Raw genomic sequence first — 16,503 nt, 5'->3', positions numbered from 1 at the left:
TTCGACCGCCCGAAAGCGCCGCCTTTATTGATATTTGAAAAACAGCACGGCCAGGGCCATAAGAGCCCGCCGCAGCTTTGGAACGCCGTCAGCTTTCAACGCCTGGTGAAACTGCGCGCCGGCCGTGAACCGATCCCAGCCGATCGAAAGAAAGTGATCATGCAACGCGGCCGCTTTGAAGTACCGCGGATCTAAGGGGTTGCAGATCCACCGCAGCCCCCGAGGCACCGAGACATCGAATTGAGCCCCGACCGGCACAACATAGAGCGCGCCGGTGATCGGACTGCCAACCCACCAGGCAAGCGGCTTGGTGACGCGGTGCAAGATCCCCGTGTCATGGGCATACCAATCCGAGGCGCGTGTATAGGCGCTCATTACAAGCCCTCGTAGAATTCAACGACATCGGCCGCCGTGGCGTCGATCACGGCTTGCGCCTCGGCGCGCTCGGCGTCGTCTTGCACGATCGCAGGATTGGGCGACACAACGATTTGACCCGCTTCGTTGATCGTCTCGACCGTTGCCGGCAGCGGCTCAATCGCCGGCTGCACCACGACACTTTCGAGATAGGGCGAGCCATCAGGATTGATCTTGCCAGTGTCGATTATGTCGGTGACTTCCGGCCGGCCATTGGCAAGGCGATACCGCGCCAGGCGCGTGCGTGCTGCCTTGTACGCCGCGAGCTTGTGATTGAAAGCATAGTTTGCTTCAGCCTCGGCAAGAACCGGGCGCATTTCGTCTTTCCAGAGCTCGAAAGCATCGGTGTATTGCTCGCGCAAAGCCTGCGGCCAAATGTTTTCGTTATAGGCCAGCACCCGGCGTTGAAACTGCCCGGCATTCATGGGCGGCTGCCCTTTGTCGAGCTTGAGATCCTCGAGAATTCCCATGATTAAACCCCCATCGGCCAGATGCCGACAATCGCGCCATCGGCCGGCGCTTGTGCAAAGGAAACGATCCAGTTAAAGCCGTCAAACTTTTGGGTAAACTCCTCGAGCTCACCCTCGACGCGGATCAGTCCCGCGGAATCGACGGCATATGCCTTGAACCCGATAGGCAGCTTGAAATCTGTTTGCACCCCATCGGCGGGATATTGTTTGCGCGGTGCGAGGAAAGGCTTTGGCGGTTGCGCAAGTTTTGTGAGTATCTCGCGCAAATTGATTGCGGGCTGCGTAATGCGTGCGACCATCTTATTGCTCCAAAATCATGCCGTCATGCGCGACGATCTTTGTAGTGATTGGGGTATCGGTTTGACCGACGCGAACCAGGCCGGAGAAATCAGAGCGGCCGGCTGAAGTACCCGCGTGCACAAGACCTGTCGTTTCGTCGTGAGCCAGCGCAGATATCAGGTTTGACGGACCGTGTAGAGTAACCTTGCTGTTCGGTCGAAACATTGGAAGTTCTTCAAGATACGCCTTGTACACCTCCTCATTTGAAGGCCGTGCTTGACTGCCGCGAATTAGCGCCAATTTACCGGACAAAGCAGATACCGTAGCGCCGGATTGAAAACCTCCCAGCATTAAAGGCATAGCACTTGAGGGGTTAGACCTGACTAAATTTTTCTTCACACGAAGAACGCCATCGACCCAAATAAAAACGTCTTCGTTTTGATCGTGCAGCACCGAGAACTTCTGCCAGACGCCAGTTTTAAGAGAGGCTACCGCTTCGACCTGACCACTTCCTATGTTCCACATCAAGTCGCCTGAGCCGTTCTTGTACAGCAGTCTACGCTTACCTGAAGTGTTTTCCCCGAACTCCATGATTCCGCCGGAAGACTGAACGTCCTGATACATCCACCCTTCGATAAACATATTGGTGAATACGTTCCTGGGTAGGTTGCCGTCGGAGGGCAGCGTGAGGGTGTTGTATCTGTCGAAAGGACCGTAACCCACCAATTCAGCGCCTGTTGCTACCGGGGTCCGGGCTAGGGGTGATATGGGCACAACTAGCCCTGTTTCTTTCACCGAACGATCAAAATCCATGACATCAATACCATGAACCTTAAACTCCGACGATTGTCCTCCTGCGCCATTGTTGAAACGTACACTTCCTTCCTGACAGGTGAACTCGAAAACACCTAGATCAGAAGTTGTACCGATCACAGTATTCCCGTCCCGAACCAGGACGGAACTCCCGGACACTTTCTCGTAAGACACGCGCACCCGTGTACCCGCAGGCACAGGGAATGAAATTGTACCTGTGCCTGAACCAACCGTCCTCTCAATAAAGTAAGTTTCGGTAGGTGCGTCGTACCCTGTAAGACCTCCCTCACCGAGAAGCTGGGCGTTAGTGTTGTGGGCGTAGTCCACCTGAGCCAGGGTGGACGTATCGACGCTACTCAACCAACACCCGGTAGTGCCTGAGTACATCCAACCTGTTGCGTAGTCCGCAGCAGAGAAAGCAATCTTAGACTGCGCATAGTCGTGGTAATTTGGTCGAATGCGAGCCATGCCCAAGGACGCGATCTGCGAAAGAACATCGGAACCATCTGCGCACATGTTGGGCTGGGGGCTGCTCAAAACGGGTATATTTGTCGAACTGTGCCCCACATTGTCCACCTTGAGCGTGTAAGAAAACTGATCCTCTAGCCATTCGGGGAATGGGATAAAGCTGGAAAGGCTGGCACCATAGCGGTGGTGGATCGCCTTGTTATCCAGAACAATAATTCCGTCCGAGGGGTTGGCAGCGTTGGCACTGTTGATGCGCGTACCATCGTGCCTCAATACCTCGATTCCCGTTGAACCCAGAATGTAGGTAGGCACACGCATACCGCTTGCGGTATCAATAGGTGCGTCATCCAAAACAACAGAGGTTACAGCATAGACTGCGTTATTTCTTAGTGTGGGGACAGACGGGTCAGCCGTTACTTTTTCGGTTTGCGCACTGGCGAGCGGTTGAATGTACCCCGTGACGCTTGCACTCGCCGTAGACCGCATTATTCGATCAGCGCCAAAATCAAGAACACGAATGCCGCCATTCGTGTTCGACCGGTTCAAGCCAAGCAAAATCTTTCCTTCACCGCAGGCTTTTACAGAAGCCCCCCCAAGATAGCTTGCGTAGAAAAGGTTACCGCCAGAATTGGTGGTTGTACCTTGTCTTCCCCACCAAAGGGGTAGCGACGGATCGTCACCATCATAGATTCCGAAAAAGTTCTCTTCCACAATAATAACACGCTTGGCTGGAAGTTCGCGGCGCGTGCCCCGCGTGACTGTGCCAAGTGCTTCGTTATACCAGCTGGTCCGGCGTTGTACCGCAAGCGGCGGGTTCGGCGACGTGTCGATGCACCCGTCGATCATTGTGATATTTTTAGAAAGAGCGATAGACGCTAGATCTTGATAGACCACCGCGCTTGCCAAGTCGTTCTTATACTGCAGCGCCTTTGCCTCTGACGTGGCGGCGGCATCCCGGTAGGTCTTGGCCGTGTCGCGGTAAGAAAACGCGAGCGGCGCAGCGGCTTTCGCATCGTTCAGCAACGGCACATTCGCATCGACGGCCGCCTTGTCGATCGCAACCTGCGCGGCAGCACCTTCGACATAATCCCCCAAAGCATTTGCATCGGTCGCAAATCCCTGCAGCGAGGACAAAAGCGCGTCACCCTTGGCCGAGAAATTCGCCGGCTGTTGACGGTTTGGCGCGGCCGGCAAATTGCTGATTTTTGGAGCAGTAGCCATTTAGATTAATCCTTCTACTTCGATTGAGGCATCCGAAACGGTCGGCCCTGCGAGCACGATGTCGAACCTGCGATAATATCCATAAACCAGCGTGCCGAGCTCCTCGGTGGTCGAGCCGACCCACACGACAGGGATCGTGCGATAGTCGGCCAAGGTGCTTTGAAGCCGACGCGCGGTTTGGGTGGTGACTTTGAGCGAGTAGTCGATGAGCTGCGCAAAGGCGCGCTCGACAATGATCGCATTGCCAAAGGCATCGCGTTCCTTGCGGCTGTAATCCTCGATCGAGATATTAGTGCCGTAGGCCGTCACGCCGAGATCCAGGACCCGGCCGATCGCAATCTGCCCCACCTCGGCGATCCCGCCGGGGTTGGTGACCGTGATCCGCGTTGAGGCGTTCAAATAGGGCGGGATCTCGATCTCGATCACCTCTTGCCGCTGCACCCCGACGGGCGAGAAAAAATAGGTGTACCAATCGACAACGCCGGTGTCGTCAAACAGGCTATAGGTTTTCGAGAAAACCACCCCGTCGATCGGATCCGTAACCTCGATCTCGAGCGTGCCCCCGGCGATGCCAAAGACAGCCACCCCGCTCACAAAAGCGCCGCCGTGCGCGATCGTATAGGTGACTTGATCCGCCATCGCCGCGCGATCGCTGATCCGCTTGTCGAACGCCTTATATCGGTTGGTCGCCCCCAGGCGCAGCCAGCGCGCGCTATCCTGGTCGGGCTGATTGCCGAGATTGCCGGCCTCGAGGCTTTCATAGACCACATGCGCAAAAATCACCTGCGCTTTGTCGGCATATTCCGTCTCGAGATCCCAAAGCGGCGCGTCGTTTTCGGGGATATTGCTCGAAAACAAATTGCTTTCCGAGATCTCGATCGGCGTGATGATCTTCATAAATTATGCCCTCACCGGCGGCATGCCATCGACATCATGCTTGCGTGCAATGTCGCTGGTGCGCTTTGTGTTTTTGACCACCTCGAGCAGCAGCCGGCGCAGATCCTCGGCATGCGCCGGATCGCCACCAGCTCCGGCCAGCATGTCCCGCGTTTGCCGTGCATTGTAGATCTGGCTGGCCCCGGTGTATTCGAGCTCGGGGCCGTTTTCGCCAACGATACGCAAGCCGCCAAAGTGCCGGCCGCCGCGCGCAAACTGCGGGATCCCGCCAAGATCAATTACCGCCTGGCGCTGCGCCTGCAGTTGCTCGGCCAAAGCCTTGAGCTCAGCGGCGCGCCCATAGGTTTGCCCGTATAGCCCGCCCTCTCCGTAGAACTCGTTTTTGAAGTTGCGCGCCTTGCTCGAGCTACCCGAGTAGCTGATCTGATTATATTGGGCATCGAAAAGCCCCTGATCATTGACGCCAAACTTTGCCGTCTGCGACATCTGCACCGGGCCAGCTTTTGAATTGAGGTAAACCCCAAAGCGCGAGGCAAGCGAAAGGATCTCGGCCGAGGCGGCCGAAACCTGCTCGATCGCAGATCCCTGCGCGAGCGCCGTCGCCTCGAGCTCGCGCTGCGCATTGGTCAGCGCCTCTTGACGCGCAGCCTCGGCCTCGGCCGCCGCGAGCGATGCCTCTTGCACCGCGACGATCCGACCGATCAAGGATCCGATCGAATTTAGCCCTGACACCATCGACGGCACACCCGCGACAGAGATCCCCGACGCCATCCGGTTCAGCAAGGCCGATGTCAGGTTTTCATTTCCGGCAACGGCACGCTCGACCAGCTCGGTGATGCTGACCGTCTCGCCCTGCAGATCTTGAACCTTGCCGAGCTCGGCGTTCGTCAGGCTTTGGCTGCCCGTAACGCTCGCCGTTTGCCCGGTGATCGCGTTGGCAAAAACACCGTTTTGCCCGGCCATGGCGCGCACTTGCTCGAGCGTGCCTTGATTGATCCCCGACAGCATGCGCGCCGCCGCAATTTCCTCGGCCGAAACTACCCCGTCCTTGTTGCGATCGACAGCAGAGATCACGGCCGAGATCGCGGCATCAGATGCTTTGCCGGCAAGCGAGGCTCGGATCTGCGCGGTTGTCATTGAACCGTTGCGGTCGATCGCGGATGCGAGCGAAACCACCGTGCTTTGATACGCGCTGACGATCGAGGCCGCCTGCATTTCCTGCGCCGAAATGATCCCGTCGCTGTTGCCGTCCAGGCTTGAGACGATGCTCGAGGATAGCCCCAGAGCTGCGGCCGCCGTCGCCGCGTTTACGTTTGCAGTTTGGCCCTGCAGCGCAGCGATGCCTTTCGCGCCCTCGGCCGACAGAGATCCGACGATAGCGCCGGCGTTATCGACTAGCGCCGCCAGAGCTTTTCCCGAGGCATCGCGATTGACGGCAACTTGTAGATCAGTGCTGTCGACGATTTGGCGGCCGATGTTTTTAAGCAATGCCGCCTGCTCGAGCAGGATCTCTTGCGTGATGTCGCCTTGCGTCAACAGCGCGCGGGTTTCCTGCAGCGCCGCCGTTTGAACGTCAAACAGCATCGCTTGATAATCAGCGCCAAGGCCGAGCGCCTCGGACACGGCCGCAGCCTGGCCGAGCTGGCTCGAGATCCCCGCCTCAATCCGGCGCAGCTCGGTTGCCGTCTTGGCAAAGCCCGCGCTGTCGGATGCCAGGGCAGACCCCGCGCCGCCGAGATCCCCCAGGGCATCGATATCCCCGCCGATCGCCTGCGCAAACAAGGATGCGAACCGCTGGCTCGCGCCGGCCAGATCCGATGCAGATTGCACCCCGCCGATGCTGCTTGCTGTCGATCGCAGGCTTTCCGCCAGGCGGTAAAATTCGGTTGCGGATTGGCGCGCCTGGTTTGCGGCCGCGCTCGATGCCTCGATCTGCGCGTCGATCGGCGCAAGCGCGCTGTCGATCGCATCAGCGACCAGACCGCCAAGCTTATTCGACAGGCTATCCAGAGCCGGCAAGATGCTGTCGAACTGGCCGGCAAGCGCGACCAGCGCCGCAAACATTGCCCGGCCGGCCTCGGTCGTGAGATCTTGCGCCTCGACCAGCGCGCGGAACTGCGCGCGCGTCTCGGGCATTGTCTGGCCGAGATCCGACAGCGTGCCGGTTAGCTGGCGCGTGAGCGTATCAAGGCGCTCTTGCTCAGTGTAGAAAGCCTGATAATAGGCCGAGGTTGCCGATTGGATTGCATCGAGCCCGCCAAACATATCGACAAGGCCGCTCGCCATATCCGCGCCGGCAAGGCTGACCTCGTAGAGCGTGCCCCCCAGGGTATCCATCACCGAATTGACCGATGTCAAAGAGCTGACAAGCCGGCTCAGCGTCTCGAAAGATCCCTCGCCCTCTTTCTTGAGCGCCTCGAATTCCTCGTTTACGTGGCTGATCGTTTCCGTCACCACCCCGCCGGATTTCGAGAACAGCGCCGCGAGGCCGGTCAAGTTACCGTTGCCGGTGACTTTGGTCACGACTTCATCGAACGTGCCGACGATCGAATCCGCAAAGACATCGCCGAGCCGATCCAATTCCTCGGCAATTGCCTCTTGGATTTCCTCGTCGCTCTTGCCCTTGGTCGAGATCTTGAACTGAAAACTTGCCTTGTCGATATTGGTGCTGGCAAAGCCAAAGACATCGCCGAGGCCGATCACGCTTTGCGCAATGCTGTCGATCGCCGACAGCAGCGGCTTGGCGGTTTCATCAGCGGCAGCCTGATAGGAAGTGCGAACCTTCTTGCTCAGCCCCCAAAACCGTTTGGTTTCGATCACCTTAAACGTCTCGACCAGCCCATCGAGCCCCTCGACCGTCACGCGCAAACCCGCGTCGAGCTCCTTTGTTTTCTTCTTGAAGAAACTGAACACGGCCGCCACCGCCGCCACGGGCAAAGCGATCGCACCGACTGCAGCCCCCAAAGCGCCAACGGACGCGGTTGCCGCGCCGAGCTGCGTCGAGATCACGCTGCCAAGGCCGCCGAGGCCGCCGGATGCAAACCCGCCGAGCGCCATGTTGAAACCCGCCCCGAGGCCACTTGTCAAAGCGCCGAGCCCGCTTGTTATACCACCAAGCAGCCCGCCGCCACCGGCACCGCCCCCGAGGCTGCCAAGGCTACCCAGGATCCCGCCCGCGCTTGGCATGCCGGCAACGCCTGGCACGCCAGCAGCCGCAGCACCGCCCACCCCTGCGGGCGCGATCCCCAGGCTGAACATGATCCGGTTTTTCGCAGCCAGCGCGATCATTTGGCTGATCATGCCCTTGAACCCGTCGAGGATCGACTTCGTAAAGCCCTTGAACCCCTTCAAGCCACCGCCAATGAAATCACCGAAAGCGTTTGCAACACTGTCGATCCCGCCGACCAGAATCCGCGCCTTTTCGGTGCCGATGTCCTCGGATGTATTGGCGGCCTCTTTCAAAGCATCCTGATACGCCTCGGCCTCCGTTTTGACCTTATCGAGCGCCTTGGCTGCCTTGCCGGCGGATCCTCCGGAACCCGTCGAGCCGCCGAGATCCTCGAGCGCGTCGTTTAGGTTTTCGGTTGCCTCGGCCCCGCCGTCCGTTTCGTCGGCCGTGTTGGATACGATCGCGGCAAGCTTGGCCGCCGCGTCCTTGGCTTGCTGGAACCCCTCGGCCGCAAGCGCCGATGCCTCATCCTTTAATGCCGCCGCGCTGTTTGCCGCAGCCTGCGCCTTCGCATCAAATTCGGACATCCCGGCCGCAGCCTTGCCCGACGTCTCGAGGATCGCATCGGCAAACTTGCCCATGCCGGGAACATCGGAAAGATTTGCACCCAAATTGCCGAGGAACCGCGACCAGCTTTCTTGCAGCTCCGATATCATCCCGTAAAAGCTCGAAGCGACCATTTTCCAAACCGCCGCCAATGCCGGGGGGATCGCGCTCGCGCTTGTTTGGATACCTTGCCAAACGCCGGCCGCGAGATCCCCGAGCGCTGACAGCGCATTGCCCCAGCCGCCCGAAGCTTTCACCAGGCGCGCAAAGAAGTACACCAGTTCGCCGGCACCGACCACCAGCGCGCCGATCCCCGTCCGGATCAGGGCACCGCGCATAAACATCAGCGCTTTGGACAAGCTCGCCGTCGAAAGCGCCGCCATCGCCATTGCACCCACGTATTTCACCCCGAAACCCGCGACCGCAACCGCGACATAAGTCGCAAGCCTGTCGAGGTTGCCGATCAGCCCGTCGATCACGGCGCGCAGCGCGCCCCCCTCGCGTAAGCTGTTTGTAAGCGCCTCGGCGAGCTGCCCCATTGCAGGGACCAGCGACAGCGCGAGCTGTTGCCCCGCATATTGCGTGATCAGCCCCAAACGGCCAATTTGATCATTGGCACGCTCTATGCCGGCCGATTGAATGCTGCTCAGCTCGAGGCCATATTCCTTGATATCCCCGCGCGCTGCGCGGATCGCATCACCGCCGCCTAGAACAAGCAACGCCATTTCGCGATTGCGGATCCCCAAGTCGCGCAAAACGGCTGTCGTTTGGCCGGCATCGAGGCCGAGCTTTTTAACCTGATCCGCAATCGTGGCGAGCTTTTCGTCTGCATCGAGCCCCTGCAGCTCACCGGCCGACAGCCCCAGGGCATCGAGCGCGCGCTTGGCGTTGCCTGTCTTGCCCACGTTGGCAAGCTCGCGGTTCATTGTCTGGACATCATTCGCCAGGCCAGAGAGGCTTACCCCCGCCTCGCCGGCCGCCAGCTCGAGCGCGCGAAATGCCCCGACCGTGCTATCGAGCCGGCGCGCAGACTTCGCGGCACGGTCGATGTCACGCGCACCAGCAAGCGCCGCTGCAGAGATCGCCGCCCCCATAGCCGCGGCAACCCCGGCCACGGCCGCAAACTGCTTGCGCGCGGCCTGCATGCTTTTTTGGGCTTCAGACAGGCCGCGGCTAAATTTCGCGCTATCTAATCCGAGGTTGACGCGGAGTGCGCCAATAACGCTTTGTGCCATTACTGTTTTTTCTCCCATGAAGAAGGCCGCAAAATGCAAATAGACAAGTTCAAGTTACCGCTCGAAGCGGTCGTGGTTATTGTGGTTTTCGCTATCTTCAGCGGTCTTGGACTTTGGGTAGTGAAAAGCTTTCCAGACCGATCTCCAGTTACAGCTTCGCCCAAGCTTCAAGAGCTGGCTAAAGAAGTTTGTAGGGAAAAGATCCTAGACAGAATGTCAGGCTCAAGACGTTCGACTGAAGAAACGAGTGTTGGTGATTCAGAATTTGTCTGGAAAATAACAAGCTACGCCAATGACATCACAGCGGACGCAAAAGTAGACAGCCATAACATCTTCGGTGCCCTTCTCGCCTCGAGTTGGACTTGCAAAGTGAAGTTGGCTTCACAAAAGGTTCAATTCATCAGCTTGGTCGAAAACTAACCGGCTGATTGGTTGGCCAGGGCCATAAAGAACCCGCGGACCTGAGCGTGTGCGACTTCATCGGAAACCTGTTTTTCATCCTGCGCGGATCCGCCAAATTTCGGCATCTTTTCCGGATCGTGAAACGCATAAGCGACTAGGGTCGCGAGCTCATAGTTGCGTTGGCGCGCGATGTCATTCTCGGCGCGCGCCTTTTCAACGCCACCGCGCAAGATCAAAACAATCTCGCGCGGTGTCAGGTCGTAGAACGTGAGATAATCTTGACCCTGCGCCAGCCAATCCGAAAGCAGGCTGTCGATCGGATCTTGGTCTAGCGGGCTTTCTTGCCCGCTTTGCCGTTTCCCTGATCCGCCGCCCCATCCTCGGGCTCATTGGTCGGGAAAGCCGCACGGCCGATCTCGCCGATGATGCGGCCAGCCTCGACAAGGCCGATTTCGTCCATCAGATCGCCAACGCTTTCTTGCGTGTGATCGCCTTCCAGGCTGACCCAAAGCAGATCGCGAATGCCTTTGAGGTCGGCGCTCTTGCCATCCATCGCCGCAAAGGCGTCGATCACGCTTTGCCCGGTCACGTCCTGAAACCGGATCATTGCGTTTGTGCTAAGGCGTGCCTGATAAGACACGCCCCCCGCTTCAAAGGTCACTGTCCCGCGCTTTGAAGTCATGCGGCGACCCCTTTCACCCAGGACACATCGCCAGTGGTCCGGATTGACACGCTCATTTTGACCGGCGCGCCGATGTCGCCGCCCTCGACCTGCGGCGTCGGAAAGCCGCTGAACTCGAACACATCGCCCGAAGCTTGACCGGGCGCGGCCTTCAATGTGGTGCGATATTTCACCGGCTCATCGAGTGCTTGATCCGCGAGCTGTTGCTCATAGCCTGCCGAGGTATAACCGCAAGGCAAGCTGATCACGCCGGCATCTTTCAGGCCCTTGATGTATTCCCGGAACCCATTCGGGCTGTCGAGGCTGGTGACATCCTGAAAATCGGTTTCGACCATCGGGATTGCAATGCCATCGCATTCGGGGATTTTGACCCAATTTGCGCCGTCATCAATGGAGCGCTCAACTAGTGCCCCATACGCGATAATTTGTTTGCTCATGTGTAGAGCCTCCTAGGTTGAGTAAGTGAGAGTGAAATCGAGCGAAACGCGATAGGGCCGATCGGCCTCATTCGTTCCGCCCTCGCGGCTGTCACGCGATCCCGCATGAAAGACACCTTGAATCCCGTCGCCGCTGTACCCGTGCAAGGCGGCCTTTACGGCGCGGGAAAGTAGTTTGGCCCCGCCTGATTGTGGCGCGTAGCAATCAACCTGGATCCGGGCGGCGCTCAGACCACTAGGGCCCGACAGCGTGACGCCCTCCAAATCGCTCACCGTATTGAGCACGATCGCCGGCAACGGCTGGCCTTGAGGATGCGCACCCCAGTTGACCCGGCGTGCGACATGGCTTGCGACAGCGACATTGCCGCGCAAAACCGCCCTAATCTGTTCTTCCATCGGTTACGCTGCCCCCGACCGGGCACGCAGGCCGACGCGGTGCCAATGGCGGAAATCACCGTTTCGGAAAACAGAAACACATAGACCGCGGCTATAAAAAGTTACGCGCCACGCGCACGGGTTTAGCAGTTTCACAATTTTTCCTTTCCTACTTTGCCGCTTTGCGCGCAGCTCGAGCCGCTGATTTCTCGAATTCGGTCCAGAGCTCGCGGCCGAGATCCTCGAGCAGTTGCTCGCGGCCGCCATCCCATGCGGGGCGCAAGGCCGGTTGCGGCCCGTGATTGATATTGCCAAATTCTTGCTGGACACCGGCGGGATCTGACGTGCCGACGAACCCCTCGACGGCGGCCTTGTCGTCGCGAAACATCTTGCGATGCAAACCGCGTTGCCGCTTTGTGAGCTTGGTCGAGTAACTGAAGGATTGCGCATAGCCACCCGTTGCCCCGACCGGCGCGAAATCATTTGCGGCATCGGCGATCGGCATCGCGGCTTTTTTCAGCGCGCGGCGCAAGACACCCTTGCCGGCTGCTTTGGTGAGCTGGTCGAGTTTCTTCTCGAGCTCCGCAAATCCGGAGAGCTTGACCGTCATGCTCATGACGCGGCTTTGATCTCTGCCGTTGCCGAGATCTCAAGCCACCGCTGGCGGCCGGCGTCCATTTCGCGGATCCCATTAATGCCATACTCGACGCCCTCGACAATCAAACGATCGGCCGGGGAAAGATCGCGCGAGAATGCCGTGCTGCGGATCTGGAACCGCGCGGTGATCGTCGCGCTCACTTGCGCGGCACGCCAGCGCTCGCCGTCGCTGACCTCAAGCTTTTTGACCCGCTTGGTCGTGCCGAGATCGGCAAACTGCTCGACATCTGAAAAGCCATCATCGACCAGGCTCGCGCGCCGAAACTGCGCAACCCATTTCAGCTCGCCCGCGCGCGGCGCTTTCATCAGCTCAAATCCCGATACGGGGCAAGCAGATCTCGCACGCCAAAGGGAACCTCGAAATTAGAAACTTCCGAGACGGCCGAGCGGTGATCGTACCAATGCGCCACCAGCATCTTGACCGCGCCGGTGCAGCCCAGGGGCCACGCACCCGGCAACTCGATGTCGAGCTCGCGGCGCAGATACTTCTGCACAAATTCCTCGGCCTGCTTGTGCAGATCCTCGAGCAGAGGGTCATCGTCGTCAAAATCAAACGCCGAGCAATGGCGTTTGATATCTTCGATCGTGAGCTGGCTCACTTCGCGGCTGCCTTATCGGCTGCGGCTTTGTCAGCAGCTTCCTTGTCGGCTGCGGCCTTGTCAGCAGCGGCTTTGTCAGCAGCGGCCTTGTCAGCAGCGGCCTTGTCAGCAGCGGATTGATCATCAGACACAAGGCTTTTGACCTTGGCGAGATCCTCGGCGTGCTGCTTGGCATCCACTTCCTCGGCCATGCTGCGCTTGAGCAAGCTCGCCGCAACCTCTTTCTGTTTCGGATTGTTCTTATCGAAACGATAAGTTTCACCCATCAGCAGCCGGCCGATCATGGTCTTTTGTGTGCGCTTCAATTTCAAAAGCATAGGAACCCCCTAAAGGAAAGTTTGCAATCGGCTGCGGCACGCATTGCCGCAGCCTGGCTTATTCACCGCTGCAAAGCGGTCGGTCGATTAGGCGAACGTAAAGTTACCAATAACCAACGCGCCGGGGCGTTTATGCGCCAGGGCAAGGCGCTTGGTGCCGCGAATGGTTTTCATACCTTCGACAAAGTTGGTGCCGTGCTCGCTCGAGATCAAAATCTCGTTTTCTTGGCGATCGTAGATCGTCGCCGCCATGCGGAACGCGCCGACCATCCACTCGCCGACCGAATGCGACAGCGTTGGAACGACATCCAACCCCCAAAGCCGCGGTGTTGCCAGCTCATTCGGGTTGCCGAAGATATAGCGGCCCTGAGTGTCTTTCAGCAGCTCGATCGCAGCCCAATCGACGGGGTTGATCGTCACACCATCGGCCGCATTGTTGGACAGCGCGATTTGCAGCAGACCCAAACGCAAGCGATCAATGCGCGTTTCGTTTGGCAGGCCACCAGGCGCGACAAAAGAGGCGGCAACCGATGTCAGACCAAGGAGGTTTTGATTCAATCCATCCCCCGCAATAATCTGCGCTTCTTCTTCAAGATCCAGATCATAGCGCAGTTCTTGGTCGATCAACGCTTGCAACTGACCGGCATCCGCGAGCGCTTCATCCGAGGCATGCACGATCGCCGCAATCTTGCGCACGGCCGCTTCTTCTGCCGACCATTTGACCACCAGCTCGGGCATGGTGCCGCCCTCGGCCGTTGGAGCCGCGCCAGACGTGCGAACCGTTTGGCGCGCGTATTTGACCAGATCGCTTTCGGTTGTCGCTTGCGACAACAGGCTGCGCACGGCCAGGCGCTGCATAGGCATGCTTGTGACTTGGCGATCCTGATCAGGCACGATCAACCCACCAGTCGCCCCGCTAACGGTTGTGATCGCGTTGGTCGGGCGCAGCGTCAGACCACCTTGCGCACCGCGCTCGATGTAGTTTTTCAGATCATCGCTATTCGCGATCTCTTGACCGACTGACACAACGCCGGCACCGCCCCGGCCTTGGCCGGCATAGTGTTGCTCGAGATCCACGTTGCGCGATTCCAGCGCCTCGAGCTTACCCGTCAGATTGCTAACGGCGCTGTTGAGCTCGTGGTATTGTTTCAGCGCCTTGTCGGCCGTCTCTTTCGCCTCGGCCGTCACTTCGCCGTTCTTGGTTTGCTGTTTCAGCGCATCCTCACCGGCGCGGCGCACATCATCGCCGACGCGGTTCAGCTCTTGCTGCACCTGCTTCAGCAGCGCCTCGACACCGCCGGCCGCTTCCATGCGGGGCGTGCCGACAACCGCCGAAGGCATGGCCGTTGCTGCAGCCAGGGCGGCCAGCGAAACGGCTGGCATCATCATCTTTTTCATGGGTTTTCCTTTCCAAAGGATTTGAACGATTGCAGCAGCTCCGAAAGCCCCTGCTCAACATCGACAGCGCCCGGCGTGTCGTTTCCGGCAGCGCCTGGCTTGCCGGTCTTGAGATCCTGCAGCAGCTCGCGCCGCGCAGAATTTGTGAGACCCGCGCGCGCCGCGAGCAGGTCAAATTTGCGCTCGGCCCGCATCGAGGCGGTGCCCGCTTCGTCGGCGGTGTCGAGCATGTCAGCCGGCAACAATGTGTCGGCAAAGCCCTGGTCGATCGCGGATTGCCCGCCAATCCAGGTTTCGCGATCGAGCATAGTTGCGAGATCCGCTGTCGCGATGCCGGTGCGCGCCGCGTAGATCTCGACGGCGGTCGCGTCGAAAGGCTCGAGCCAATCAGCCACCTCGCGCAGCCCGTGCCGATCGCCGGCCGCGCCGATCCATGTGTTATGGATCATCAAGAACCCGGCGCGCGCGATGCGCACCTCGTCGCCGGCCATGGCAATCACCGAAGCGGCCGAGGCCGCGATCCCCAGAATGTTGACCGTTACAGGCTCGGGATGCTCGCGCAGCAAGTTATAGATCGCCAGCCCCTCGAAATAGTCGCCGCCGGGGCTGTTCACGTTCACCGTCACCGGCACCGAGCCAATCGCGCGCAGAGCTGCGCCGATCCGCTTTGCCGTCACCCCATCGCCCCACATATCCGCGCCGATCGGATCCAGCACCGAGATTGTCGGCTGATCCCCATCGAGCGCAGCGCGCACCTCGGGGCACCAACGCTGCAAAGCTTTGGGCGAAATATCAGACGAAACGCCCGACCGGGCAGAGATTTTTGCGGTTGGTAAATTGCGTTTTGTCATCGGTTTAGATCCCTCCGAGGTCGTCAATCGGCGCGTGTGCCGTTTGCGCCATCAATTCGTCGGCAGCACCACCACGGCGCGCCATGTTCAATTTGTCCCGACCCTCGTCTCGCGAGATAATACCGTTTGAAATCATCTTGCTTAGGAACTCGCCTTTGGATTTGCTGTCCATTTGCAGCATCGCCTCGCGGTTCCATTCAACATACCAGCGGCCGCGCTTGCCCGGCGGGATCAGGTCTTTTGCAATCCGCGCCTCGTTGCGGCGCAGTTGCGGATTGATCCCTAGCGTAAGCCAGGCGAGCATGATCGCTTCGACGCCCGATCCCCACATTGTTTGACCTTGGCCCGCGTGACCGATCACCACCGGCGGCGTGCCAAACCAGCGACAGACATCCTCGACTTGAAAGCGGCGCGTCTCCAAAAGCTGCGCATCCTCGGGATTGATCTGCAAAGGCTGGTATTCGAGCCCCGCTTCGAGCGTCATGATCTTGCCCGCCTTGGCGCTCGAGGTGTACCGATCGAGCAGCTTCTCGAGCTGGCCGCGTTGCTTTTCATCAAGCACTTGGCCGGATTTCAAAACGCCGCTGGCGACCATGCCATTTTTAAACATGGTGCCGGCTGTTTGATCCGCCGCCAAAGCGGATCCGAAGCTATGCACCCCATGCTTGATCGCCGAAAGGCCGAGGCCATCACCGCCGCCAAAGCCGCGCATGTGAAACACCTTGCTCGCCGGCAGCGTGTACATCTTGCCCCGGTCGCGGAACCGATAGTCAAACCGGCCATCTGCGTTGCGCACCGGCGTTGTGTCGAGCAGCGGCCGCAAACCGACCAGCCGATCGCCAATAAACAGTTTCTCGGCATAGCTGTTGCCGTGCAAAAGCTTTTGCGCTTCCTGGCTTTCCCAAAACTCGAATGCCGTTTGATCCGAGTTAGGCGATACCGTCAGGATCTCGGCCAGAGGATCCTCGATCTTCACCCGTTTGCCGTTGCGGTCTTTCTCATACAAGGCCAGCGGCAAGGATCCGACGAGCTGCGAATTACTTTTTACACAGGACCAGGCCGCCGAGATCGACATCGCCGTTGACGCTGTGACAGGTTGCCCGGCATGACTTTTGAACCCGCCGCCCGCGCGCAAAGCATCGAGATCAACATTTTCAAAGCCGCTTTGCCCCTCGGCGAGCGCCATGCGCATGCCCGCCCAGGCTCCCTTGAG

General features: G+C 59.2%; 18 protein-coding genes. 1 reads left to right on the top strand and 17 read right to left on the bottom strand.

Annotated features, from left to right (window positions below; translation table 11 throughout):
* Positions 1–24: 24 nt before the first annotated feature.
* From EE36_RS13660 to EE36_RS13635, 6 genes are read right to left on the bottom strand one after another with little or no spacing between them, the layout of a single operon-like run.
* Positions 25–375, bottom strand: coding sequence for a DUF1353 domain-containing protein (locus tag EE36_RS13660; protein WP_005853173.1), 351 nt, complete (start codon positions 373–375; stop codon positions 25–27).
* Complete coding sequence (locus EE36_RS13655) at positions 375–884, bottom strand: hypothetical protein (RefSeq protein ID WP_039911946.1); 510 nt, start codon at positions 882–884, stop codon at positions 375–377. Before EE36_RS13655 ends, EE36_RS13660 begins: the two co-directional genes overlap by 1 nt.
* A gap of 2 nt (positions 885–886) precedes the next feature.
* The gene (locus EE36_RS13650; RefSeq protein ID WP_005853169.1) at positions 887–1,183 is read right to left on the bottom strand and encodes a hypothetical protein; all 297 of its coding nucleotides are present in this window, start codon (positions 1,181–1,183) and stop codon (positions 887–889) included.
* Between the two features lies 1 nt (position 1,184).
* Positions 1,185–3,665 (bottom strand): LamG-like jellyroll fold domain-containing protein, encoded by a 2,481-nt coding sequence (locus EE36_RS13645; protein ID WP_005853167.1) that lies wholly within the window; start codon positions 3,663–3,665, stop codon positions 1,185–1,187.
* Complete coding sequence (locus tag EE36_RS13640) at positions 3,666–4,562, bottom strand: hypothetical protein (protein WP_005853165.1); 897 nt, start codon at positions 4,560–4,562, stop codon at positions 3,666–3,668. It lies immediately after the preceding gene.
* 3 nt (positions 4,563–4,565) lie between these two features.
* Complete coding sequence (locus tag EE36_RS13635) at positions 4,566–9,572, bottom strand: hypothetical protein (RefSeq protein ID WP_005853163.1); 5,007 nt, start codon at positions 9,570–9,572, stop codon at positions 4,566–4,568.
* A gap of 33 nt (positions 9,573–9,605) precedes the next feature.
* On the opposite strand from EE36_RS13635, the gene EE36_RS13630 reads away from it, so the two are divergent.
* Entirely contained in the window at positions 9,606–9,992 is a 387-nt protein-coding gene (locus EE36_RS13630) for a hypothetical protein (RefSeq protein WP_005853161.1), read from the top strand.
* Here EE36_RS13630 and EE36_RS13625 read toward each other — a convergent pair.
* From EE36_RS13625 to EE36_RS13575, 11 genes are all read right to left on the bottom strand, one after another.
* Entirely contained in the window at positions 9,989–10,204 is a 216-nt protein-coding gene (locus tag EE36_RS13625) for a hypothetical protein (RefSeq protein ID WP_039912279.1), read from the bottom strand. The two genes, EE36_RS13630 and EE36_RS13625, sit on opposite strands and share 4 nt — an antisense overlap.
* A gap of 98 nt (positions 10,205–10,302) precedes the next feature.
* Positions 10,303–10,656 (bottom strand): hypothetical protein, encoded by a 354-nt coding sequence (locus EE36_RS13620; protein ID WP_005853158.1) that lies wholly within the window; start codon positions 10,654–10,656, stop codon positions 10,303–10,305.
* Complete coding sequence (locus EE36_RS13615; protein ID WP_005853156.1) at positions 10,653–11,093, bottom strand: hypothetical protein; 441 nt, start codon at positions 11,091–11,093, stop codon at positions 10,653–10,655. Before EE36_RS13615 ends, EE36_RS13620 begins: the two co-directional genes overlap by 4 nt.
* A gap of 12 nt (positions 11,094–11,105) precedes the next feature.
* Positions 11,106–11,489, bottom strand: a complete 384-nt coding sequence (locus EE36_RS13610; RefSeq protein WP_005853154.1) for a DUF3168 domain-containing protein — start codon at positions 11,487–11,489, stop codon at positions 11,106–11,108.
* Between the two features lie 148 nt (positions 11,490–11,637).
* A complete protein-coding gene (locus EE36_RS13605; protein WP_005853152.1) occupies positions 11,638–12,084 on the bottom strand; it encodes an HK97-gp10 family putative phage morphogenesis protein in 447 nt (148 codons plus the stop codon).
* Positions 12,081–12,431 (bottom strand): head-tail adaptor protein, encoded by a 351-nt coding sequence (locus EE36_RS13600; protein WP_005853150.1) that lies wholly within the window; start codon positions 12,429–12,431, stop codon positions 12,081–12,083. Before EE36_RS13600 ends, EE36_RS13605 begins: the two co-directional genes overlap by 4 nt.
* The gene (locus tag EE36_RS13595; RefSeq protein WP_005853148.1) at positions 12,431–12,724 is read right to left on the bottom strand and encodes a head-tail connector protein; all 294 of its coding nucleotides are present in this window, start codon (positions 12,722–12,724) and stop codon (positions 12,431–12,433) included. The genes EE36_RS13600 and EE36_RS13595 overlap by 1 nt, the downstream gene beginning before the upstream one ends.
* Complete coding sequence (locus tag EE36_RS13590) at positions 12,721–13,041, bottom strand: hypothetical protein (RefSeq protein ID WP_005853146.1); 321 nt, start codon at positions 13,039–13,041, stop codon at positions 12,721–12,723. The genes EE36_RS13595 and EE36_RS13590 overlap by 4 nt, the downstream gene beginning before the upstream one ends.
* Positions 13,042–13,128: 87 nt before the next feature.
* The gene (locus EE36_RS13585) at positions 13,129–14,439 is read right to left on the bottom strand and encodes a phage major capsid protein (RefSeq protein ID WP_005853144.1); all 1,311 of its coding nucleotides are present in this window, start codon (positions 14,437–14,439) and stop codon (positions 13,129–13,131) included.
* Entirely contained in the window at positions 14,436–15,290 is an 855-nt protein-coding gene (locus EE36_RS13580) for a head maturation protease, ClpP-related (RefSeq protein ID WP_005853142.1), read from the bottom strand. The genes EE36_RS13585 and EE36_RS13580 overlap by 4 nt, the downstream gene beginning before the upstream one ends.
* A 4-nt stretch (positions 15,291–15,294) precedes the next feature.
* Positions 15,295–16,476, bottom strand: a complete 1,182-nt coding sequence (locus tag EE36_RS13575) for a phage portal protein (protein WP_254655590.1) — start codon at positions 16,474–16,476, stop codon at positions 15,295–15,297.
* Positions 16,477–16,503: the final 27 nt, after the last annotated feature.

This window comes from Sulfitobacter sp. EE-36, from assembly GCF_000152605.1.
Classification (GTDB): domain Bacteria; phylum Pseudomonadota; class Alphaproteobacteria; order Rhodobacterales; family Rhodobacteraceae; genus Sulfitobacter; species Sulfitobacter pontiacus.
The sequence above is the reverse complement of the archived record's forward strand: the minus strand, read 5'-3'. Positions and strand labels throughout refer to the sequence as shown.